This window comes from Leptospira sanjuanensis (genome assembly GCF_022267325.1).
Lineage (GTDB): Bacteria > Spirochaetota > Leptospiria > Leptospirales > Leptospiraceae > Leptospira > Leptospira sanjuanensis.
The window spans coordinates 1,703,848-1,726,664 of sequence record NZ_JAIZBG010000001.1; the positions used below are offsets into that span (position 1 = coordinate 1,703,848).

21 protein-coding genes and 1 pseudogene are annotated in these 22,817 nt (G+C 47.0%); 14 read left to right on the forward strand and 8 right to left on the reverse strand.

What is annotated here, in order from left to right; translation table 11 throughout:
• Nucleotides 1-285: 285 nt before the first annotated feature.
• Together LFX25_RS07700 and LFX25_RS07705 are read left to right on the forward strand one after the other, a co-directional pair.
• Nucleotides 286-1,908: an FG-GAP repeat protein gene (locus LFX25_RS07700; RefSeq protein WP_238729732.1), complete on the forward strand. Its 1,623-nt coding sequence runs from the start codon at nt 286-288 to the stop codon at nt 1,906-1,908.
• Nucleotides 1,892-3,676, forward strand: coding sequence for an FG-GAP repeat protein (locus LFX25_RS07705; protein WP_238729733.1), 1,785 nt, complete (start codon nt 1,892-1,894; stop codon nt 3,674-3,676). The genes LFX25_RS07700 and LFX25_RS07705 overlap by 17 nt, the downstream gene beginning before the upstream one ends.
• A 42-nt stretch (nt 3,677-3,718) precedes the next feature.
• Here LFX25_RS07705 and LFX25_RS07710 read toward each other — a convergent pair whose 3' ends face one another.
• The gene (locus tag LFX25_RS07710) at nt 3,719-4,477 is read right to left on the reverse strand and encodes a DUF1554 domain-containing protein (protein WP_238729734.1); all 759 of its coding nucleotides are present in this window, start codon (nt 4,475-4,477) and stop codon (nt 3,719-3,721) included.
• A gap of 413 nt (nt 4,478-4,890) precedes the next feature.
• Between LFX25_RS07710 and LFX25_RS07715 the strand changes: the two genes are divergently transcribed.
• The 4 genes from LFX25_RS07715 to LFX25_RS07730 are packed head-to-tail and all read left to right on the forward strand — an operon-like array spanning nt 4,891 to nt 9,566.
• Entirely contained in the window at nt 4,891-5,577 is a 687-nt protein-coding gene (locus LFX25_RS07715) for a c-type cytochrome (protein WP_238729735.1), read from the forward strand.
• 30 nt (nt 5,578-5,607) lie between these two features.
• Nucleotides 5,608-6,975 carry a cbb3-type cytochrome c oxidase subunit I gene (locus LFX25_RS07720; RefSeq protein WP_238729736.1) on the forward strand — a complete coding sequence of 456 codons (1,368 nt, stop codon included), beginning with the start codon at nt 5,608-5,610 and terminating at the stop codon, nt 6,973-6,975.
• On the forward strand, nt 6,972-7,793 hold the full coding sequence (locus tag LFX25_RS07725; RefSeq protein ID WP_238729737.1) for a CbbQ/NirQ/NorQ/GpvN family protein: 822 nt from the start codon (nt 6,972-6,974) through the stop codon (nt 7,791-7,793). The genes LFX25_RS07720 and LFX25_RS07725 overlap by 4 nt, the downstream gene beginning before the upstream one ends.
• Nucleotides 7,794-7,799: 6 nt before the next feature.
• Nucleotides 7,800-9,566: a nitric oxide reductase activation protein NorD gene (locus tag LFX25_RS07730; RefSeq protein ID WP_238729738.1), complete on the forward strand. Its 1,767-nt coding sequence runs from the start codon at nt 7,800-7,802 to the stop codon at nt 9,564-9,566.
• A 157-nt stretch (nt 9,567-9,723) separates the two neighbouring features.
• Here LFX25_RS07730 and LFX25_RS07735 read toward each other — a convergent pair whose 3' ends face one another.
• Genes LFX25_RS07735 through LFX25_RS07750 form a run of 4 tightly spaced genes read right to left on the reverse strand, consistent with a single transcriptional unit; the run spans nt 9,724 to nt 12,444 of the window.
• A complete protein-coding gene (locus tag LFX25_RS07735) occupies nt 9,724-10,530 on the reverse strand; it encodes a sulfite exporter TauE/SafE family protein (RefSeq protein WP_238729739.1) in 807 nt (268 codons plus the stop codon).
• 8 nt (nt 10,531-10,538) lie between these two features.
• A complete protein-coding gene (locus LFX25_RS07740) occupies nt 10,539-10,976 on the reverse strand; it encodes a DUF6691 family protein (RefSeq protein WP_238729740.1) in 438 nt (145 codons plus the stop codon).
• Nucleotides 10,973-11,398 carry a YeeE/YedE family protein gene (locus LFX25_RS07745; RefSeq protein ID WP_238729741.1) on the reverse strand — a complete coding sequence of 142 codons (426 nt, stop codon included), beginning with the start codon at nt 11,396-11,398 and terminating at the stop codon, nt 10,973-10,975. Before LFX25_RS07745 ends, LFX25_RS07740 begins: the two co-directional genes overlap by 4 nt.
• A gap of 5 nt (nt 11,399-11,403) precedes the next feature.
• A complete protein-coding gene (locus LFX25_RS07750) occupies nt 11,404-12,444 on the reverse strand; it encodes an MBL fold metallo-hydrolase (protein WP_238729742.1) in 1,041 nt (346 codons plus the stop codon).
• 285 nt (nt 12,445-12,729) lie between these two features.
• Here LFX25_RS07750 and LFX25_RS07755 point away from each other — a divergent pair, with 285 nt between their 5' ends.
• Nucleotides 12,730-13,899, forward strand: a complete 1,170-nt coding sequence (locus tag LFX25_RS07755; protein ID WP_238729743.1) for an adenylate/guanylate cyclase domain-containing protein — start codon at nt 12,730-12,732, stop codon at nt 13,897-13,899.
• Between the two features lie 39 nt (nt 13,900-13,938).
• Here LFX25_RS07755 and LFX25_RS07760 read toward each other — a convergent pair whose 3' ends face one another.
• Entirely contained in the window at nt 13,939-14,754 is an 816-nt protein-coding gene (locus LFX25_RS07760; protein WP_238729744.1) for a helix-turn-helix domain-containing protein, read from the reverse strand.
• Nucleotides 14,755-14,850: 96 nt separating this feature from the next.
• Here LFX25_RS07760 and LFX25_RS07765 point away from each other — a divergent pair, with 96 nt between their 5' ends.
• From LFX25_RS07765 to LFX25_RS07785, 5 genes and pseudogenes are all read left to right on the forward strand, one after another.
• Entirely contained in the window at nt 14,851-15,225 is a 375-nt protein-coding gene (locus LFX25_RS07765) for a hypothetical protein (protein WP_238729745.1), read from the forward strand.
• A 129-nt stretch (nt 15,226-15,354) separates the two neighbouring features.
• Nucleotides 15,355-16,113, forward strand: coding sequence for a class I SAM-dependent methyltransferase (locus tag LFX25_RS07770; protein WP_238729746.1), 759 nt, complete (start codon nt 15,355-15,357; stop codon nt 16,111-16,113).
• Between the two features lie 118 nt (nt 16,114-16,231).
• Nucleotides 16,232-17,998 (forward strand): PP2C family protein-serine/threonine phosphatase, encoded by a 1,767-nt coding sequence (locus tag LFX25_RS07775; RefSeq protein WP_238729747.1) that lies wholly within the window; start codon nt 16,232-16,234, stop codon nt 17,996-17,998.
• Nucleotides 17,999-18,145: 147 nt separating this feature from the next.
• The gene (locus LFX25_RS07780; protein WP_238729748.1) at nt 18,146-18,667 is read left to right on the forward strand and encodes an Imm26 family immunity protein; all 522 of its coding nucleotides are present in this window, start codon (nt 18,146-18,148) and stop codon (nt 18,665-18,667) included.
• A 61-nt stretch (nt 18,668-18,728) separates the two neighbouring features.
• Nucleotides 18,729-18,992: pseudogene (locus tag LFX25_RS07785) on the forward strand (MarR family transcriptional regulator); the annotation flags it as partial.
• Here the strand turns inward: LFX25_RS07785 and LFX25_RS07790 are convergent.
• A complete protein-coding gene (locus LFX25_RS07790) occupies nt 18,984-19,847 on the reverse strand; it encodes a flagellar hook-basal body protein (RefSeq protein ID WP_238729749.1) in 864 nt (287 codons plus the stop codon). The pseudogene LFX25_RS07785 and the gene LFX25_RS07790 overlap by 9 nt on opposite strands.
• A 293-nt stretch (nt 19,848-20,140) precedes the next feature.
• Nucleotides 20,141-20,575, reverse strand: a complete 435-nt coding sequence (gene perRA, locus LFX25_RS07795) for a peroxide-responsive transcriptional repressor PerRA (protein ID WP_238729750.1) — start codon at nt 20,573-20,575, stop codon at nt 20,141-20,143.
• 160 nt (nt 20,576-20,735) lie between these two features.
• On the opposite strand from perRA, the gene LFX25_RS07800 reads away from it, so the two are divergent.
• A complete protein-coding gene (locus LFX25_RS07800) occupies nt 20,736-21,302 on the forward strand; it encodes an ankyrin repeat domain-containing protein (protein ID WP_238729751.1) in 567 nt (188 codons plus the stop codon).
• A complete protein-coding gene (locus LFX25_RS07805) occupies nt 21,299-22,747 on the forward strand; it encodes a catalase (RefSeq protein ID WP_238729752.1) in 1,449 nt (482 codons plus the stop codon). The genes LFX25_RS07800 and LFX25_RS07805 overlap by 4 nt, the downstream gene beginning before the upstream one ends.
• The last annotated feature ends 70 nt before the right edge of the window (nt 22,748-22,817 follow it).

Here is a 22,817-nt window from a genome sequence, read left to right on the forward strand (position 1 = left end):
CTACCGTTTTTACGGCGCGCGGGCTCGGCAAAAAAAGAATCCTTTTTTCAACCTAGGTTCGGTCTTCGATTCTTACCGAGTCTATTATGATTCCATAAATTACGATTCGATGATTTTTTTTCGGAATCGTTTATGCCCAATGTTGCATATTCGTCTTTTGCGATTCGATTCATAAGTGCGATTGTATGATTATAAGAAACGGGGACTTGCGTCCGCTTTTCCTATACATTGAGGCGATTCAAACGAAAGAAGTGTTCGCATTTTTAAAGAGAAGGTCGATCGAAATTGAAGCCGGATTCAGAACCAACATTCTTAAACAGAGGATTCCGTTCGTTTCTTCTTTATCTGTTCGTTTTTTCGATTCTTTTCAATTGCGAATATCGCCCGAAAGATGACCAGAATCTGCTTCTTCTTTTGGGAACCGGAACTTCCTCCTCCAATTCTTCCCAAGGCGGAATCGACGATCCGACTTCCAATCCTCCCGCTTCTACGCCGATCGGCGGATGGACGAACGACGCCTATATCAAGCCGCCTAACGTCGGATTAGGCGGTTTATATTTCGGCTACAACCTGGCGATTTCGGGGGATACGATGGTGGTCGGCGCTTACCGGGAAAGCAGCAATCAAACTACGATCACGAACGGTCCGACCGCAAGTATGGATACGAGTTTCATGGACTCCGGCGCGGCGTATGTGTTTCGGAATGTTTCTGGAAATTGGATTCAAGAAGCGTATCTCAAAGCCTCCAACGCGAATACGAACGATCGGTTCGGAATCAGCGTCGCGATTTCGGGAAATACGATCGTCGTCGGTGCGACGTTAGACGGAAGCTCCGGTTCCGCGTATGTTTTTCAAAGAACCGGAACGACTTGGGTTCAGGAAGCGATGTTAAAAGCTTCCAACTTCGACATGGGGGATCAATTCGGTTCCGACGTTGCGATCGACGGGGATGTGATCGTAGTGGGAGCGCAATGGGAAGACAGCAATCAATCGACGATCACGAACGGAACTACTGCGAGTGTGAATAACGGTAGAAACGATTCGGGTGCGGCGTACGTATTTCGTAGAAATACGGGTGTTTGGACGCAGGAAGCGTATTTGAAAGCGTCGAATTCGGATAGCGGCGATTATTTCGGATCCAGCGTTTCCATTTCCGGCGATACGATCGCGATCGGCGCTTATCAAGAATCCAGTCAATCCGTATCGATCAACGGGGGAATCGCAAGCGGGGATAATTCTAAGTTCGCTTCGGGCGCTGTGTACGTCTATCGAAGGTCGGCGGGGATTTGGGCGGAAGAAGCGTTTCTGAAAGCTTCCAACTTGGATACGAGCGATCGATTCGGTTTCAGTGTCGCGATTGTCGGTAATACGATCGTAGTCGGTTCGCCTTTGGAAGACAGCAACGAAAACACGGTCGTGAACGGTTCGACCGCGAGCTCCGATAATTCGAACGGAAGCGCAGGAGCGGCTTACGTGTTTGCAAGAAACGGAACCGTTTGGACGCAGCAAGCGTATGTAAAAACCCCGAACGTCCAAGGCGGGGATCAGTTCGGAACGAGCGTTGCGATCGACGGAGATCGAATCTTAATCGGGGCGATCAACGAAGGGTCCAATCAAACCACGGTTACGAATGGAATCTTAAACGATTGGAATGACCAAGCGCCGCAATCGGGTGCGGCTTATCTGTTTCAAAAAGTTTCGGGTGTTTGGGAAATGGAAGCGTATTTCAAAGCTCCGAATCCGGACGTAGCGGATTTATTCGGGATCAGCGTTGCCATTTCAGGCAACCGAATCGCGATAGGCGCTTCTCAAGAATGCAGCAATCAAACAACGATCAGTTCCGGATCGACCGCAAGCGCGGACAATTCGGCGTATCGGTCGGGAGCGGCGTATGCGTTTCGAAAATAGAATCTTCTCCGCGATTGCAGGCATATTGTTTTTTCTCCAGTGCTTAGGAGGCGGAGAAGCAAAACCGTTCTACGGAAACTTGGCTCTTTTGTTGGACGCACCTCTTTCCGATCTGAAATATCCGATTCCTATGCTGCAATATACGAAATTCGTTCCGATTCCTACGATTCGTCCTTCGGTAACGGGGGTTCCAAGTCGGTATTCGATTTCTCCGTCACTTCCGACGGGAATTGGTTTGGACGTTACCACGGGCGCTCTCTCCGGAATTCCCACCGAGTCGCTTCCAGCGACGGAATACACGATCACCGCAAGCAATGCGAAGAATTCCGTCCAAACTACGATTCGATTACAAGCCTCGGTCGGCATCTGGCAAAACGGGGCCTATATCAAGGCGTCTAACGCGGATATTGCGGACTATTTCGGAAACACCGTAGCGATCGACGGCGATACGATTGCGGTAGGAGCGTATCAAGAAAGCAGCGCACAGACTACGATTACGAACGGAACAACCGCCAGTTCGGATAACGGCGCGGATAGTTCGGGTGCCGTTTATGTGTATCGGAGAAACGGAGCGGTTTGGGCACAAGAAGCGTATATTAAAGCGCCGAATGCGGAAGCGTACGATTATTTCGGTTATAGTCTTGCGATTTCGGGAGACACTCTTGTGGTCGGAGCGTATTTGGAAAGCAGCAGCGATACTACGATCACGAATGGAACCACAGCGAGCGCGGATAACAGCGCCGGAGGTTCGGGAGCGGTCTATGTGTTTCGAAGAAGCGGAGCGAACTGGGTGCAGGAGGCTTATCTCAAAGCGCCGAACGCGGAAGCGGGAGATTCCTTCGGATACAGCGTCGCGATTTTCGGAGATACGATCGCGGTCGGCGCTTTTGCGGAAAGCAGCGGCGATACTACGATCACGAACGGAACTACAGCGAGTGCGGACAACAGCGCAGCAAGTTCGGGAGCGGTCTATGTGTATCGTAGAAGCGGAACCGCCTGGGCCCAGGAGGCGTATCTAAAGGCGTCTAACGCGGATGCGGGGGATCTGTTCGGGTACAGCGTTGCGATCCACGGAGATACCATCGCGGTCGGCGCGAACGGAGAAAGCAGCAATCAAATCACGATCACGAACGGAACGACGGCAAGCGCGGACAACAGTAAAAGCGAATCGGGCGCGGTTTATGTTTACAAACGGACGGGAGCCGTTTGGACGCAGGAAGCGTATCTAAAGGCGAATAACGCGTCCGCGGGGAATTGGCTCGGATACAGCGTCGCGATTTCAGGGGATACGATCGTATCGGGCGCAACGGGAGAATCGGAAGGGGCCGCGTACGTATTCGTTCGCGTCGGGACGACTTGGACGCAGCAAAGAATTCTCAAGCCGGTCAATCCGGGTTCCGTCAACGAGTTCGGAAATAGTCTGGCGATTTCGGGAGATACGATCGTGGTCGGTTCGTATTGGGAGGGAAGTAACGCGAATCAGATTACGAACGGAATCACCGCCAGTACGAACAACTCCCTTCAAAGCGCCGGAGCCGCGTATGTCTATCAAAGAACCGGAACGACCTGGGCACAGGAATCCTATCTCAAAGCAAAAAATGTGCAGACCGGTGATTGGTTTGGAATGGGAATCGGAATTTCAGGAGACACAATTCTTGCAGGGGCTCCGCAGGAAGACTCGGGACAAACTACCATTACGCAAGGTACGATTCAGACTTGGAATGAAATGAAACCGAACTCCGGAGCGGTCTACATATTCAATCGTTAAAACGATCAAGCTCGCAACGAGAATCGATTCGTTTAACGATTTTTACCGGCGAACGCAATAAAGACCGTGGGTAGAATTACAACCCGTTGCCGCTGAATAACCTCGATCGATCATATACGTGGAGACGTCTTCCGGATAACCGATGGAACCGTAAGTGGTTCCCGTTGCCGTACTCGTCCAGTTGAAACAACTTCTTCCTGCACCCGGCAGCCAAATCCCGACCGAACCGGGAGTATCGTTTCGAATGCCGGTGAACGTGTAAGTGCTGATGGGCCTGGTTCCATCTACGATGATCGCGTTGCTCGCCGGAAACGCACTAAACATCGCCTGCGAGTCCGTTGTGAAAACGAGTCTACTATCCGCGGGATTTAAGGAACTTTTTTTAACGTTGAAATAACTCGTATTCGGATGCAAAACCCAATTGTGAGTCAGATCTCTTGTACCGGATTCATCCATAAGCATTGCCTTATATTCGCTCGGAGTTCCGAAGGATGCGGGCAGAACGGCTGCTGCGGTTTGACAGAGAGCGTCCGCACCGGAAATACCTCCCATCGACCCATTCGTAAGAATTCCTCCGATGTTGTAGAGTTCAAAGATATAACAAGGACCCAAGGTGGTGCTGCAGTTGGGAACGTCACCCGGTTGTTGCGCGGAAGAATTGAAGAAGCGTGCGGGTTCCACTAAGGCGATTAGCGGATTTTTCATAGCATCGACCGAGATCCGGTCCGCTTGGCTGCAATAGGAAGTAAACGAAAGAATCCAGAACAAAACGGACGTTTTTATAAAATCGTTCTTCATCATTTTCCTTCCGAGCCCGGATGTCTCGCTCTATCTATGAAAACACATTCGAAAAGAATAATTTTCCTGACAAAAGAAGAATCCGGACTCCGAAAGCGGGAAAGGAACGAACGCTATCGTTTCAGGAATGATCGACGATGCGTAAAAGTCGGGAAATGAGTAAAACGTTTTTTGAAGAAGATATTCCCGCGCAATTCGGTCCCATTTCTGCATTTCTTTGATAAAGATACGCTCTCGTTTTGTAATAAGCGAAAGACCGAACCGGACTGGATCTGTGTGTTACCCAAGTAATCAAATCCCCGAATATTCCTTACAAAAACCCCGTAAATTTGATATAGATCGATGACAAAAAACGAATATACGTTATCATTCTTGCCTGCAGATTTTTGAATATACTCAGAAAAAAGGAATGAAACATGCTCAGTAAGTTTCAGGCAAAATTATTTTTTCTACTCGGAACCGCTTTGTTTTCCGCCGTATTCTTATTTCTTACGTTCGATTCGATGCGGTATGTTTATTCGCACGAATCGAATCGAAACATTTCACCGAGCGTCATTGCGGGAAAAGCAATCTGGGAAACGAATAATTGTATGGGATGTCATACGATTTTGGGAGAAGGAGCCTATTACGCTCCCGAACTTACGAAGGTATATGAACGCCGCGGCCCCGAATGGATACGCGTTTTTTTAAAGGATCCCCAAGCGATGTATCCGGGCGAAAGGAAGATGGTCCGATACGACTTCACCGATCAACAGATCGACGAGGTGATCGCGTTTCTCAAATGGAGCGGAGAGTTGGATCTGAAAGGTTTCCCTCCGAAACCGGAGTATAAACAAGAAACCAAAACCGTTAGCGTGCAGTCGGCTAATATACAGCCTCCCGAAAAATTCAAACAGATCTGTACGGCCTGTCATGCGGTCGGCGGTTCCGGAGGAAACGTAGGCCCGGCTTTGGACTCTGTAGGCAATAAATACGAAGTTGGGTATTTGGAAAATTGGCTGAAAGACCCCCAAAAGATCAAACCGGGAACCGCGATGCCGAAACTTCCTCTGACGGATTCGGAAATCAAGGATCTCACGAAGTATTTATCCCAGTTAAAATAGAATCGAAAAGGAATCATAAGTGGAGCGATCATGAAATACAAATCTCAGAAAATAGCCTATTGGTTTTTCGCAACGTGTATGCTGCTTCTCTCGTTGCAGTTAGTTTACGGATTTATAATGTCTTTTGCGAGAATGGGGTTCGACGGTTTGCACGATTGGATTCCGTTCAACGCGGCGAGGGCGACTCATACGAATCTTCTCGTGGTTTGGCTTTTGACGGGATTTATGGGGGCGGCGCATTATATCATTCCGGAAGAATCGGGCAGGGAGCTTTATTCGGAAAAATTGGCGTATGTACAATTGATTTCCCTGATCGTAGTCGGAGTCGTTTCGATCGTTGGATTTCATTTTAACGTATGGGAAGGAAGAAAGTTCCTGGAAATACCGAGACCTCTCGATTATCTCGTCGTGATAAACGTCCTAATGTTTCTATTCAATATAGGAATGACCGTTTGGAAAGGAAGCAAGAACTCGACGACCGGACTCGTTCTGTATTTCGGTTTATTTTCCGCGGCGTTGTTGTATCTGCCGGGAATGATTCAGTTCAATAGTCAGACCGTGGATTCTTACTTTCGCTGGTGGGTCGTTCATCTTTGGGTGGAAGGGGTTTGGGAACTGATCATGGGGGGAATTCTTTCTTTTCTTCTCATTAAGTTGACGGGAGTCGATCGGGAAGTGATCGAAAAATGGCTCTACGTGATTGTCGGATTAACGTTTTTATCCGGAATTTTAGGAACGGGGCATCATTACTACTTTATCGGTGTTCCCGAATATTGGAAATGGGTCGGCGGATTCTTTTCCATGCTCGAACCTCTCGCGTTTTTGGCGATGGCGATGTTCGCGATTTCCATGTATCGAAAGAGCGGAAGAAATCATCCGAACGCGATTTCGATTTATTGGACGATCGGGAGCGCGGTGATGTCCTTCGTAGGCGCGGGCTTTTTAGGATTCGCACACACGCTGCCTCAAGTGAATCTTTATACTCACGGAACCTTGATTACGGCGATGCACGGCCATCTTGCGTTTTGGGGAGCGTATGCGATGATCGTATTGGCGATCGTAACCTATGCGATGCCTCTATTGACCGGAAGAAAACTCTGGAACAATCCTACGGGACTTTACGCCTTCTGGGCGTCTAACATCGGTATGTTGGGAATGACCGGAGCCTTTGCGGTGGCCGGGATCGCTCAGGTTTATCTGGAACGAAAATTCGGAATGGATTTTCTAATCGTACAGAAGGAGATCGAGGTTCACTTTTTCGGATTGACGTTAGCCGCCATCGTGTTCACGTCCGGAATCGTCGCGTTTATCGTAAACTTTATACGATTCGGTCGGCCTACCGACGAAGCTCTGAACGCCGAGAGCGCATCGGGCGACGTCGTAATGAATTTTAGATGAAGAATTCGACGAACATAGAAGAGGCGGAACGATCTCAAGTCCGGCTCGAACTTCCTTTTTACAAAGAGATCGGGCACGAAGTTGTTGCGTTCGAACACGCGCATCGAAATAAACTTCCGCTTTTGCTGAAGGGGCCGACCGGTTCCGGAAAATCCCGCTTTGTGGAATACATGGCGGCAAAATTGAAACTCCCATTGTTGATCGTTTCTTGTCATGAAGAAACTTCCGCGGTGGATCTTTTGGGACGATACCTCATTCAAGGAGCGGAAACGGTTTGGCAGGACGGTCCGCTGACGCGAAGCGTTCGAATGGGGGCGATTCTTTATATCGATGAAATCGCGGAAGCGCGACCCGATACGATCGTCGCAATTCATCCTTTAACCGACTATCGGAGGGAAATCTATCTCGATCGGAAAAACGAAAGGATTCAGGCTCCGGAATCTTTTATGCTCGTCGCTTCCTACAATCCGGGTTATCAAAAAGGTTGGAAGGAATTGAAACCTTCCACAAGACAGAGGTTTGTCGCATTACAATTCGATTATCCGAAGTCGGAAGTGGAAGAGTCGATCGTAAGGGGAGAAACGGGAATTTCGTCCGAATTCGCGGGAAAGTTGGTCAGGCTCGGACACAAGATTCGCAATCTTACCGAACTAGGATTGACCGAATCCTGTTCGACGAGGTTGCTTGTGGACGCCGCAAAGATGATCGTAAGCGGACTTCCTCCCCGTTTGTCCTGCGAAGTTGCGATCGTACAACCCTTATCGGACGACCGGGACATCGTAAACGCGTTGAAGGATTTGGTCGCCTTGTCTTTGTGATTTCGCGTGAGCTGGGAGGAATTTACATTCAAACAATTGTATCGATTCTTTCGGATCGGATCGCAGGATCCCGATACGAATGAGAATTCGGTATCTCTCGCGGAGATCAAGGACAGGCTTTCGATTCTTGCAAAAGCTCTTACGGGAGAGAATATCGAGATTCTCACCGCAGAGAAAGAAGGCGGATATCAGAAACGGAGATTCTTTCTCCCCGCGATTTATACACATGCGCATGATAAGAACGGAAATTTAGAATATTATATTTTTAGAATTTTGTATCTGACTGAACAGAAACGATTGGGCCTAAACTGGGAGGACGGTCTCGATCCGGAAAGGAATCCGTCCATTCAAAAGGCAAAAGAAACCTATCCTTTGGTTTTAAGGAGCATCGCGGATCAATATCCGGATTCACTTCGGCTCGTAAATTCCGTGATCGAAACCGAAGTCGCGTTTCGGGAAAAGAAAAATCAAACTTTCGAATATAAGGAAAATCTTTCGCTTCTTCACGGAGTGTGGATGTCCGCTCCGAAAGACGTCCTTCCGGAAAAGGATTCCGCAATTCCGAAGGAGCGTCTAAGCGGAAACGATTCGATCGAAACCGAAGAAGAAGGAGTCGTTCGTGAAAAAATAAATCCGATCCAAGTCGATCGGAAATCCCAGAAGGATTACACCTTACAACATCACTTTGAAAAAGTGGATACGATCGAAGAATTCAACGGAAATTGGAGGGACTTCGACGGTTCCGACGAACTCGAGGAACAAAAAGAAGCCCTTCGGGAATTGGATCTCAGAAACACCGTCCGTTCGGACGATCCTACACATTCCATCTTTCGAACCGAATATTCGTTCGGGTCGGCGCTCGGGGAAACCGAAGACGTCGTTTCGAATGAGGAATCGGTTTCGTACGACGAATGGGATTTCGGCAAAAAGAAATATAAGAAAGGGTATTGTAGCGTCTTTCCGAAAACGTTTTTGCGGGAAGATCCCGCGTTTTACGCGAACGCGGTTTCGGAACACAGAGCCGTTTTGAACACACTCCGGTCTCGATTCAACCGTTTCGTTAACGAACGAAATGTCGTTAAACGGCAGTTAGACGGGGAAGATATCGACCTGGATTCGATCGTGGAACATTCTACGGACGTTCTCTCCGGCAGAAGTCCTTCCGAAAGAATCTATCTTTCCAAACGAAAAGCGACTCGCGACGTTTCGATTCTGATACTGACGGACACGAGTTTATCCACCGATTCTTTTGTGGAGAATCGGCGAATTCTGGATGTCGAGAAAGTTTCGCTGTTATTATTCGGTCAGCTCTGTTCCGAATACGGAGATCGATTTCAAATGGATTGTTTTTCTTCGAGAACGAGAAATCATTGCGACTATTTTACGATCAAGAGATTCGAGGACGTTTGGGAAAAAACGAGAAAGAAAATAGGCGCCGTTCAAGCGAGCGGTTATACGAGAATCGGTCCCGCGATTCGGCACGCTTTGACTCGGATCGAACGGGAAAAAAGTTCGAAACGATGGATTCTTCTTTTGTCGGATGGAAAGCCGAACGACTACGATCGATACGAAGGCCGTTACGGAATCGAGGATGTAAAACAAGCGATTCGGGAATGTGAAAAACAAAACGTAGGTTTTTATGCTCTTGCGATCGACAAGCAGGCGAAACAGTATCTCCCTTCGATGCTCGGACACGGTTCGTATCGTATTCTTCCCAATCCCGTTCATCTTCCGGATGCGCTTTCCGATTTTTATATGAAGCTGATAAAATAAAGGGAATCTGAAAAATCGCGCGGAAACGTTTGCGAAAAATCATCGGGTTTGGGAGAGGATTTCGTCTAACGGGCCTTCGCTCCTTTCCATTTCCGCAAAGAAGCCGATGACAATTGTCAGTGAAAGTTCGTTTTGGTCCGATCCATTTAAAGAATTCTTATAAACGAAGACCCTGATCCAATAGGATCAAGGATGCGATCGTGAATACGAAATAACCGAAACCTTTTTTCAAAGACCGTTCCTTCATTCTCGAAGAAAGGAATTGTCCGAAAATCATTCCTCCGATTCCCAATACGCAAATCGTTAAAAGGAAGGGACAAGCTTCCGTTTGCGCCGTCGAAAAACTGATCGCAAATCCGAACAAGGAATTGGCCGCGATGATCGCAAGAGAAGTTCCGATCGCGACGCCGATCGAAAATTTAAGAAGAAGCACCAGGGCGGGAATGATTAAAAAGCCGCCTCCCGCTCCCACGAATCCGGTGATCAAACCAACGATCAATCCTTTGAGTCCGATCGTCATCCAAGGTACGGAAGCCGCATGATTTCGAGACGTTTCTACGGAGGTCGAAACGGAAGTGTGAATCATCCCCCATGCACTGAAGATCATCGCGATCGCAAAGACGATCATTATCGAAAGCGACTTTGAGAGAACGATTCCGAAATACGAATCGAACGAGTTCGGAAGAATGGGAAGCAGGAATCCTCTCGCAATATAGATGCCGATAAAGCTCGGTAATGCGAAAAGAATTCCTATCTTCCCGTCGATATTTCCTTTTTTCGCATTCAGCAAGGCTCCGATCAACGCGGTTACTCCTACGACGAAAAGCGAGTTCGTCGTCGCTTGGTCCGCATCCTGTCCGAAGATATAGAAAAGAATGGGAACCATAAGAATGGACCCTCCCGCTCCGATCAGTCCGATCGAAGTTCCCATAAGAAAGGATGCGATGTAACCGAGTATCAGCATCGACGTTCTTATTCGAGTTTGTTTTTCAGATTCGTTTTTTTATCCAAGAATCGAAACAGATACATTCCCGCTAAGACGCTCAGAAAAACGACGAAGGGGCGCGTTTCGAAACTCGCGAGAGACGTGACCGACACCGTCGGGCAATAACCTCCCAATCCCCAGCCGATTCCAAAAATAAGACTTCCGATGATCAGCGCCGGTGTGATCTCTTGTCGAGTCGGGATATACCAATCTTTCGTAAGCATCGGAGTTTTTCGTTTTCGGATTAATTTATATGTGATGAAATGGATTCCAACCGCTCCCGCCATCGTAAAAAGAAGAGTGGGATTCCATTTTCCGAAAACATTCAAAAAACCGATTATGTTTGCCGGTTGTAAAATTCCGGATATGCCTAAGCCGATGGCAAAGAGCAGACCCACGATAAAGGCTCCGAGATTGTATTTCATACGAGCCATCCGATCGTTCGAAGAAACAATACGGCTCCCATTCCGGCGCCCATAAAAAGAATCGTAGCCACGATCGATCGAAGTGAGAACCTACTTACGCCGCAAACTCCGTGCCCGCTCGTGCAGCCGCCCCCCAACATTGCGCCGAAACCGACGAGGATACCGGCTAACGCGCCGAGCCAGGTTTTCGTTTGCAGTTCTACCGCTAAAAGTTCGGGAGCGGTGAACTTCAACGAAATTCCTCCCAATAAAAGTCCCACGATGAAATACCATCGCCAAGCGGTGTCACCTTGAACCGGAACTAAAACGCCGTATACGATCCCGCTGACTCCCGTTACTCTTCCGTTCCATAAAAGCATCAGAGAAACGGCGATCCCGATCACCGCTCCTCCGATCAATCCCATAACCCATTCTGTGGTCATTTCTTTTACTCCTTCGGCAGCGATCTTTCATTCCAATTCAACATGCCGCCTGCCATGCTAGCCGTGAATTTATAACCCAATCGAATGCTTTCTTCCGTTGCTTGTCTGGACCGTTTTCCGCTGCGACAAACAAACACGATTTCTTCGGAACGGTTTCCGGTTTGTAAATATTTCGTTAGCTCTGAACCGAGCGGCAAGAGTTGAGCCGTATTGATATGGCCTAAGGCTCCGTGAAATTCTCCCGGATAACGCACATCGATAATTTTTATTTTTCCGATGTTCTCGAATACGTCCTCCGTCGAAACGACGGGAATTCCCGATACTACCTGCGGGCTCATCACTTTTACCGATTCCAATTTGCCGCAGGCTAAATTGACGGGTACGGCCAAGTGCATTTTCTTCGGAGTAGCGAGCTGAAGTTGTCTCATGATTCGCGTAAAATCCTCTTTGGAACGGTCGCCTCCGATTCTCGGATTCAATTTTTTTTCCAATCCGATCGTTGAAAAACTTAAACCTTGATAATCGTGACCCGGATACACTTGGGTTTCATCCGGAAGAGAAAAAAGTCTCTGCGTAATGCTGTCATAAAGCTTGGAAGCGGACCCGTCCTGGAAATCGGTTCTTCCCGTTCCGCGGATCAAAAGAGAATCTCCCGTAAAGATCATTCCTTCGAAGAAATAGCTCATGCACGCGTTCGTATGTCCGGGTGTCGCGATCGCGGTGATTTTTTTGTTTCCGAGCAGGAGCTCTTGTCCGTCTTCGAGGGAAATATCAGCGCAATCAAGTCCCGCGTTCGCGCTTATGGCCGTTCTTGCGATCGTGTTTTGACGGATTTCATCGGCTCCGCTGATATGATCCGCATGAATATGCGTTTCTAAAATGTAAACGAGATGAAGATTGAGGTCGCGGATCAGCTTTAGATCCCGTTCCACGGTTTCCCATACCGGATCGATGATTGCGGCTTCTTTCGTTTCCCAATCGGCGATGAGATACGTGTAAGTCGAAGACTGAGTTTCGAAGAGTTGATAAAATAGGATTTCTTTCATGTTAGTAAATTATAATGTTCATATGTATTCCGAATTCGATCGGGCGCAATGTTTGAAATTCGAATAGGCTCGTTCAAGTTTCGGAAAAATGTTCATTGTCTGGTAGCATAGCTCGCATAAAAACAATCGCCTTGTATAATTCTGCAGCCTCGATAAAAAAAGAAGAGTTCTCTCCTTGAAACTTTTTTGCCGGATTGCAGTATTATACAAGCGACCGTTTTTTCGAAGGTTATTCTATTGGAAGATCGTATCGGAAATATCTTTTTGATCGTCTATCGAGGGTATATGTCATCGAATGCACAAACGGCGGAACGCGAGAAACTTCACAAGAACGGATTGATTCTTTTTTCGATAGCCTTCACCGTCGCCGGATTTCTGTGGAGCTTTCTCTATTTCCGGTTGGGATTTCCCCAATCGGCTCTGATTCCTGGATGGTATGCGATTTTAAGTTTACTCAGTTTGTTCTTCGTATTCCTCACGGGTAAATACGTAACGTTTCGATTTCTTCAGTTTCTTTTTATTTTAATTCTTCCCGTGCTGTTGCAGTTGAGTTTAGGCGGATTTGAAAATTCGGGCGGCGTAATCATCTGGGCGATTCTCTGTCCTCTCGGTGCCCTTTCCTTCGCTCCGATTCGGCAAGGTCTCGTATGGTTCGGATCGTTTCTAATCGTTTTGGCTTTGAGCGGGTTCGCGGAATTTTATCTGCGGTTGCCGACTCCGAAAGTGGAACCGAATCTTAGAATTTTGTTCTTCGTAATCAATATCGTCGGCGCGGGCACATTAACGTTCTTCAGTTTGTTCTATTTCATTTCTAAAAATAAACAAGAACACGATCGTGCGGAAAATCTTCTGTTGAATATTCTTCCCGCTCCGATCGCGGATCGATTGAAACGGAATCCTTCCACGATCGCGGACGGCTATCAAAGCGTCTCAATCTTGTTTGCGGATATCGAAAATTTTACGGTGATCTCACAACAAGTGTCGCCGGAGGTATTGGTGCATTTTCTAAACGAAGTCTTTTCTCACTTTGATACTCTCGCTGAGAAATACAAGATGGAGAAAATCAAAACGATCGGCGACGCGTATATGGTCGTTGCGGGAATTCCGATTTGGGACGAGGCTCATGCGGACGCCGCGATGCAGATGGCGATTGAGATGCAGAAGTTCACGAAGACGATGCGGGATCCGTCCTCCGGAAAAGTTTTGAGGATTCGAATCGGGATTCATTCGGGTCCGGTCATTGCAGGTGTGATCGGTAAAAAGAAATTCGCGTACGACCTTTGGGGAGACGCTGTGAATACCGCGAGTCGCTTGGAATCGCACGGAATCCCGGGTAGAATTCAAATTTCGGAAACTACATACGCATTGTTGAGCGATAAATCCAACATAGAACTCAGCCGATCCGTGGATGTGAAAGGAAAAGGAACGATGACCACGTACCTCAGTTACGAATAAGAATTCTTCGCCAATGTACGCGGTCTTTTTTTACTACGATCACCAAGATTCGGTGTAACTCACAGGAACTTCTATGAACGATTTCAACTGCCTTGTGCTTCTGAAGATTTCGGATGGGGGCAGGCCGAACGTAGAACGGAAGGTTCGCGTAAAATGAGCCGAATCGAAAAATCCTGCGCGGTGAGCCGCGTCGGTATGACTCATTCCGTGTAACAACGAATAGACGGTCAATTTAAGACGGAACCAAGTGCGAAACGAATGAAACGGAATGCCGACTTCCTTTTTAAATTGGTGCTCCAAGTTGGAAACGGACATTCCCGCAATCTCCGCCAAATCTTTTGCTGAATGATCTTCCTGCGGCATCGAAGTGATTAAATCGACGATCTTTTGAATTCTTTCATCGATAACCCGCGATTCGTCGTCGGATAACGGAGGAATTTGATTCAACAGTTCCACGAGCGACTCTTCCGAGTCCGTCGCCAAGATCTGATTGATCTTCTCGAAGAGTTGATTCTCTTCCTGCAGAGTTATAAAGATTCCTTGATTTTCTTTTTCCTGGTTGGAGGCTCTTAAAAATTCATAATTGGGACTGCTTAAGTCCATAAAAAGAAGAACACAAAATCCGCCTGAAAATCGAATGGAATGGTCCACCATCGGCGGAATCAAAACGGAACGAAAATTCATCCAATCCGAATCGTTCAGAGAAAGTTGAAATTCCTCGTCTAAGCCGATACAAACCGTTGCAGCCGCTCTGCGGCGCAGAGTTAAATCCGGAAGATAGCCCGCAAACATACAACGGCTCCCCCAAATGCAAATTCTTTCCTGACGTACGAGCGGTGTTGAATCCAGTTTCATGATAAAGGCCCGTTAGTTTTTTTTCGACCTTGCAGAATTATACAATGAGCTTTCGACGACTGCAAATATAATCCAAGGCATAAAGGAGAACTTTAGATGAATCAATTATTAACCCGTATTACGAGTAAATCAATTTTTGTTTTACTCATCGGAACCTTGCTCGTGTCGCCGACGATTGTCTTTGCGGAAAAGGCATATCTTGAAATCACCTTAAAGGTAGACGCAAACAATCGAGCCGCAGCAGGAGGAGTTTACGAAAAATTCAAAAAACCCTTTCTCAAACAAATCGCAGGCGCAAAATCGAAAGAGCTATTGCTGCGCGATGAAGATGTACAAGTCTTGCACGTCTTTGCGAGCCGAAAACAAGCGGAAGCCTATCTTACTACGGACCTTTTCTCAAAGGACATCGTAACGGCTTTGAAACCCTTGCTTAAGGCTGATCCGGAAATCCGAATCTACTCGGCGCCGTAAGATCGGAAGTGCCGTCGAATCTACTTAATAGGATTTGCATATATGATACAACAATCTTCAGGATCCAAATTGGAAAATCCGAACAAAACTTTATGGGAAAAGGGCGATTTTACGGAGATTGCCGCATTTATGCGGCAATCCGGTGAGGAGTTAGTCGAATCACTTGCAATACAACGACCTTCACGCGTATTGGATCTTGGTTGCGGAGACGGAACGACTGCGATCCCTCTTGCAAGGACGGGTGCGCAAGTTCTTGGAATCGATATAGCCGAGAATCTAGTTAAAGCAGGAAATCAAAGAGCCGCCGAGGCGGGACTTTCTCTGCTTACGTTTCAAGAAGGAGATGCCTGCAATCTGCAAGGGATTGCGGATCATTCGTTCGATCTAATTCTTTCCGTCTTCGGGGCAATGTTCGCTCCCAGACCCTTTGACGTAGCGAGCGAGATGGTTCGGGTTACCAAACCGGGAGGTCGTATCGTGATGGGGAATTGGATTCCGAACGATTCCACTTCCTTCGTTTCACAACTGCTGACGATCAGCGCTTCCTATCTGCCGTTGCCGCCGGAAGGTTTTGTGAGTCCTATGACTTGGGGTGTCGAAGCGCGCGTTATAGAATATTTCGCAAAGGCCGGAGTTCCTGTCGAAAGGATTTCGATGATCAAAGATACGTACAACTTTCAATCGGCGGATAAAACTCCGGAAGATCTTGTAGAGTTACTCGGTCGATTCTACGGACCTACGATGAACGCGTTTGAAGCCGCGGAAAAAAACGGAAAAGTGAAGGAGCTGAGAAGTCGACTGATCGAGCTTGCGAACGGGCAGAATCAAAGCAAATCGGACGGAGTTTTGATACCGGCCACGTATTTGCGGGTAACTGTTTATCTTTGATGAAGAAAGACCTTTCACTCGGGAGTTTGTAATGGTACGGTCATCTCCAATTCATACGGATTCATCTCAAGAATTAAAGCGACGTTCTCTTGTTATCTTGTTCGGAGTAACGATTCTTATGGTTCCGTTTTGGTCCGTAACGTATTGGATTTATGATCTGCATGCGGCGGCTCTGATCCCCGTTATCTATTCGGGCTGCGGGATTTTGACTCTCCTTTATTACTGGATCAAGGGACCGGAAGGATTTTCGGTTTTTATGATTACCTGTTTCGGATTGTATTTCGTATTGCCGCCGACTTTGCAAACGGTATTGGGAGGATATCAAAACGCAAGCGGCGTCATACTCTGGATGTTTCCGGTCGTAATCGCGACGTTTATCTACCAAGGGGCGCGTCACGCTTTTTATTGGGGATTTGCATTCATGCTCGTCGTGATCGGTTCCGTCTTTTCACCGAGCCTGATCGGAAATCCGTCCGGCCATCGTTTACCCGAAAAAATCGTGGATATCTTTTACGCGCTGAACATCGTCGCCATCGGAGGAATCGTATCGGCCACCGTCTACTATCTGCTTACTACGATCTCTCGGAAATCCAATCAATTGTCCGAAGCGTTAGGAGAAGTTACGAAAGCGAAGGAACTACAGGAGCAGGATTATTTTCTGATCAGCTATTTGAGCAATCCTTTGAGTCAGATCAAGGCGCATCCGGGTCCGGTGCGAGTCGAATCTTTGATCGAGCAGAGAAAGAAGTTTCATTATAAGGATCAGATCCATGAAATCGGAGGCGACATTTGTATTTCCGATCGAATCACTTTGCGTGGAAAGAATTACACAACGTTTCTGAACGGAGACGCGATGGGAAAATCTTTGCAAGGAGCGGCCGGTGCGATCATCATGGGCAGCGTATTTCGCTCTTGTTTAGCGAGAAACAAATCGAAACGAAATCAACTGCATTATCCGGAGCAATGGATCAAATCCTGTTATCTTGATTTTCAAAAAATTTTCGAGTCCTTCGACGGTTCCATGTTTATGTCGATGGTCTTCGGACTCGTGGATGAAGAACGAGGCTTCTTATACTATATCAATGCGGAACATCCGTGGACGGTTCTTTATCGCGGAGGAGAAGCGGTCTATTTGGAAGAAGAGTTGAATATCCGCAAGTTGGGAATGCCGATCATCGATCGAGTCATTCAAGACGGGGGAGAACATCACTATCATGATTGCGTCGAAAACGTTTTCACTCTGAAAACTTTTTTGTTGCAGCCCGGAGATACGATCATTATCGGTTCCGACGGTCGCGATGATATTTCCCTCAAAAAAAAGGCGGCCGATAGACTGGAAATGAACTGGGATACGCAGCTCTTTCTCAATGCGGTGCAAGACGGCAGGGGAAATTTGACCGGCATCAAAAATTTTCTGATCGCGCAAGGGGATCTCGTAGACGATTTCAGTTTGATGCGGATTTCCTATGAAGGCGAAAAGAAATCTTCGAACGGATTTCGAAACGGAATAAGGCCGGAATACATAACGAATCGTCGTATGCTTCACCTTGCATTGGAACGGCGGGACTTTGGAGCCGCAGCTAAGATCGCACAAGAGCAGATACAGGCTTATCCAGATCACGATACGTTATTTTTGATAGCTTCGATCTGCAATCGAAAGATCAACAATCTAGAACTTGCGGCCGATCTCGGGGAATGTTATCATTACCGTCGTCCGAATAGCAAAAAGAGTCTGATGAATTTGACGAAGATCTATTATCGAACGGGAGAATTGGATCGAGTGAATTGTCTCTTAGGTCGATTGATCGCCATCGATCCCGAATACGAACCTGCGAAAAAAATAATCGGAGCAATCAAAGCGCGGAGTTCAGCTTCTTTCGCATAAACGAATCGTTCGCTCCGTAAAATGCGTCCAAAACAAAATTTGCTATGACACCCGCTTGGCGACGGTTCACTTATTTTGCGGGGAGAATAGGCCAGTCTTTTCCGTGCTTACAGTATCAAAAAGACCGAAATGAATTTAGAATGAAAAATGAAAAGAATCGTTCAAAAGCCGGGTTTTATTTTTAAATTTCCGTTGGAGAATGGAAATCACGGTTATTGTCAATGTGTTCCGAATCATGAAACGCGTTTTTTTAAAATATCCACGAAAAAAGAACTGAGCATCCATGATATATTAAATTTACCCGTTGCATTTTGTGTGGTAGTTTTCCGTTCTACTCCCCGTAAAGGCGGATGGGAAAAAGTCGGCGTCGGCGATTATCCTTCCGAATACTATGAACTGGCTTGGAAAGTTACGGTCGATTTACAGAGCGGTACAATACGAAAGATTCGCGATAGTACCCCATTCGATTGTACGTTTGAGGAAGCAAAAGACCTCGAAGTAATCGCAGTCTGGGCTCATCACAATGTCGTCGATCGATTGCTGACTTTGTTACAAGGTAAAAATATGGGTAGCTTGGAGTATTTGGTGCGGAACCAGAATTATCAATTCTTAACATGGTCCGATCAAGGTCTTGAAATCAAAAGAGAGGCCGGAACGGATGAAATCTGATTCAGTAATTCAATCTTGCAAGTAAAATGGAATCTCTCACGAATCCCGCTCGATTGAGGATGTCAAACCGGAGAACTCAACGTTGTATTTGAATGAGTTTTCCTTTCTCAAGAATGCTCAAGTATTTGGGTTAGATGTGATTTGTGAGAATGCGTATCGAGACTATGTGAGTAAGTGTGAAGATGCTCGGAGTGCTAAAAATGTTGCTGATGATGTTGAGGGTGATGGTCAACGAAGAGGGGTGAGGTGGGGATCTTTTCAGGGGAAAACCGGAGGACCATCGGGTCCAGCGGTTGGTTTTCTCCTGAAGGGATATTTACCTTAGAACCTCATTGATGAGTTTGCCGAGCAAGCTGTCCTGCGTCTGAACCGTCTTTTGATTCGCTTCGTAAGAACGATTGACTTCGATCATTTCCACCATCTCCGTAACAACACTCACGTTAGACGCTTCTAGGTAACCTTGTAACACCGAAGGTTCGTCTTTAAGATCAAAAGGAACGGGCTCGCCGGACTCGGGGGTATCGGCATAAAAAGAATCACCTTCTTTATCCAAGTGGCGCGGATTTTCGACGGTACGGATTTTGATTTTATCCAAAAGAACGGGAGTTTCAAAACGGTTCTTCTCAATGGAAGTTCCGTTTACGGGATCGTTTCCGATTTCGCCGTTGATCCAGACTTCGCCGTTTTCCTTGATTAAAAAATTACCGCGAGCGACCCGGATCGGACCGTTCTCTCCCATCAGGGGAAAGCCTTGCGGGGTTACGAGATAACCGTTCGTGTCCATGATGAAAGCTCCGCTTCGAGAAAGACGTTCGCCTCGGTTTGTCATCACGCTGAAGAATGCCGGATGTTCGTTGCCGGGTCTATCTTGTAGCATAAGATCGAAAGGATTCTCCGTTTTTTTAACGGCTCCTTGTTCGAAACGAGTATAGACTTCGTTCACTTCTCCGCCTAATCCGAGTTTGCCGACTACCGGTGCAGTGTCGAAGGAACCCATAGGCACCTTGCCGACTCCGTCTTCGTCGAATCGGTGGAGCAGTAGTTCGGGAAATGTCTTAAAAACCGTGGTGTCTCTTTTAAAGGCGGTCTTGTCGACGTTAGCGAGATTGTTTGAAATCACGTCCATTCTCGTTTGCTGGATAATCATCCCGTTCGCGCCCGTATACATTCCTCGTAACATTCACTTTCTCCTCAGTGTTTCTAGAATCGGAGAATTTATGAAATTCCATAAGGAATTTCAGGACATAAGTCGGCAAAGAATGAAGAAACTTTCCGAATTTGGTCTTCAATTCGGATGAAAAAGGGAAGGGAATTCCTCCGATATCCTCATTTCGTATGAGATCCTACATTTTCCAGAAAGCTCGAAAATCGAATGGCTTGAAATAAACGAACCTAGAGCGACATACGGTCCAAGATCGAACCGCACGTCCAATCAAAGTTCCGACAACGATCGAGGAAAAATACTTGTAATTCTTATTTCTTTTTTCCTTTGAGGGTGATCAACAGATTGCAATCTTCCAAGGAGCTGCCGGTTTTTAATTCGAAGTCACGTTTGAGTTCGGAAAGAATTCTTTCTTCCAGTTTAGAATCCAGATCGATATCGAAAATTTCTCCCGTATCCTCGTCGACCGCGTGATGATGATTGCCGACGTTCGAATCGTATAAAGTGATTCCCGACTTCAACTCGAGAAGATTCACGATTCCCTTTTCCGCAAACAGTTTCAGATTATTGAATATAGTAGCGCGGGAAGCGTTGGGCATGTGTTCGTTTACCAATTGAAACACCTGATCCGCGGTCAAATGTTGCGGCTCGGACAAAAGCAGATTTGCCATCTGTAGTCTTTGAACCGTCACATTGATTCCCGCGTTTTCCAGAATCTTTTTGCTTCTCTCGTACGAATCCTTCATAAGATCAATCTCTCACGGGCCTTGATTTTTGTCACTAATTTAGACTAATTCTAAAAAAAGACTTGAGCTAATTTTAATCTGTTTTAGAATTAGTCTAAATCAAGAATTTATTTAGAAAATGAAAATTTACGATGTATTCTTGAATTTAAGGCAGTTTAACATGAAATCTTCAGTTCAAAACCAATCCGCAGAAAGCCGCGGAAGCCACTTTTCTCCGGAAGCTTTGTCCGAATTTTCGGAGGCTTGGCTTGCTTACCGGAGCAGTAGAAAGGCGCCGCCTCCTTGTTTCGATTTCGCGAGGAACGGAAATGTGGTCGGCTTAGCGCGTAACCTGCGTTTCGAATCGCACATCGACGAAGCGGACTCTAAGGGTTACACCTTACTGATGTTAGCCGCTTACAATGGAAGGGAGGAAGCGACCCGATTTTTGATTTCCAAAGGCGCGGACGTGAACGCAACGGACGCGGCCGGAAATTCGATCCTGATGGGAGCCGCCTTCAAGGGTCATATCGAAATCGTTCGGGTTCTTCTGGAAGCGGGAGCGGATAAGAATTATCGAAACCCAAAAGGTCAAACCGCCTTGCAATTTGCGAATCTGTTCGGTCGTACCGAAGTTGCGGAATTGTTAAGCGAAGTATCGACGAACGGCCGTTTGGTGCGTTTCGGAACCTTTCTTAAATCCTGGATCATCTATCTTTTTCAAACCATACAAGGAGTAAAACAATGAGCCGAAAAACTCTTACCACGGCCGGGGGTCATCCGGTCGCACAAAACCAACATTCCGTTTCCGCGGGTCCGCGAGGTCCGCTTCTGATTCAGGACACGCATCTCATCGAAAAGCTCGCGCATTTCAATCGGGAAAGAATTCCGGAACGAGTCGTTCACGCAAAAGGCGCGGGCGCGTACGGAACATTGACGATCACAAACGATCTTTCGAAATATTCAAGAGCTTCCGTTTTTTCAAAGGCGGGAAAACAAACTCCGTTGTTCCTTCGATTTTCCACCGTGGCGGGCGAGAAGGGTTCGGCGGATACGGAAAGGGATCCGAGAGGGTTTGCGATCAAGTTTTATACCGAAGAAGGAATCTGGGATCTTGTGGGTAACAACACTCCCGTATTCTTTGAAAGAGATCCTCTGAAATTTCCGGACTTCATCCATTCTCAAAAAAGAGATCCGGTCACGGGTTATAAGAATCCGTTCCGTATGTGGGACTATTGGGCCAAGGCTCCCGAAGCCCTGCATCAGATGACGATTCTTTTCGGTGACAGAGGAATTCCGGACGGCTATCGTTTCATGAACGGATACGGAAGTCATACATTCGGACTTTGGAATATTACGGGAGAACGTTTTTGGGTGAAGTTTCATTTCAAATCGATGCAGGGAATCAAAAATCTAAGCGGAGAAAGATCGGCCGCGTTAGCCGGAACCGATCCCGATTACGCGACGAGAGATCTGTTCGAAGCGATCGAACGGAAAGAATTTCCGAAATGGAAGTTCTGCGTTCAGATCATGCCGGAAAAGGAAGCGGAAACGTATAAGTTCAATCCTTTCGATCTGACCAAGGTCTGGTCTCACAAGGATTATTCTTTGATCGAAGTCGGAGTGTTGGAGCTGAACGCGAATCCTAAAAATTACTTCGAAGAAGTGGAACAAGCCGCGTTCTCTCCTTCGAACATGCCTCCCGGAATCGGAGCTTCTCCCGATAAAATGCTGCAGGGAAGATTGTTCGCTTATCCGGATGCACAGAGATATCGTTTGGGGGTTCATTACCAACAACTTCCGGTGAACAGACCGAGAAATTCCGTGAACGCATATCACAGAGACGGAAGCGTTCAATTTCAATCCGACGGAAACTACGACAACTACGAGCCGAACGGATTTGAAGGACCGGTTCAGGATTCTTCGTATGCGGAACCTCCGCTGAAAATTTCCGGCGATGCGGATCGTTATGATTCTCACAAAGAAAACGACGATTATACGCAAGCGGGGGATTTGTATCGGATGATGAAGCCCGAAGAACGGGAACGACTGACTTCCACAATCGCTTCAACGATGAAGGGTTTGCCGAAAGGTTTGATCGTCGCAAACGTAAAACATTTCTATCGCTGCGATCCCGAATACGGAACCAAGTTGGCCGAAAAAACGGGCGTGGGAGTAAACGAGATCCGATAATACGAAAACGGAAAACTCCGTTCGTTTTTTTGAAAACGAATCGAGTTTCAAAAAATGAAAATTCGGAAGG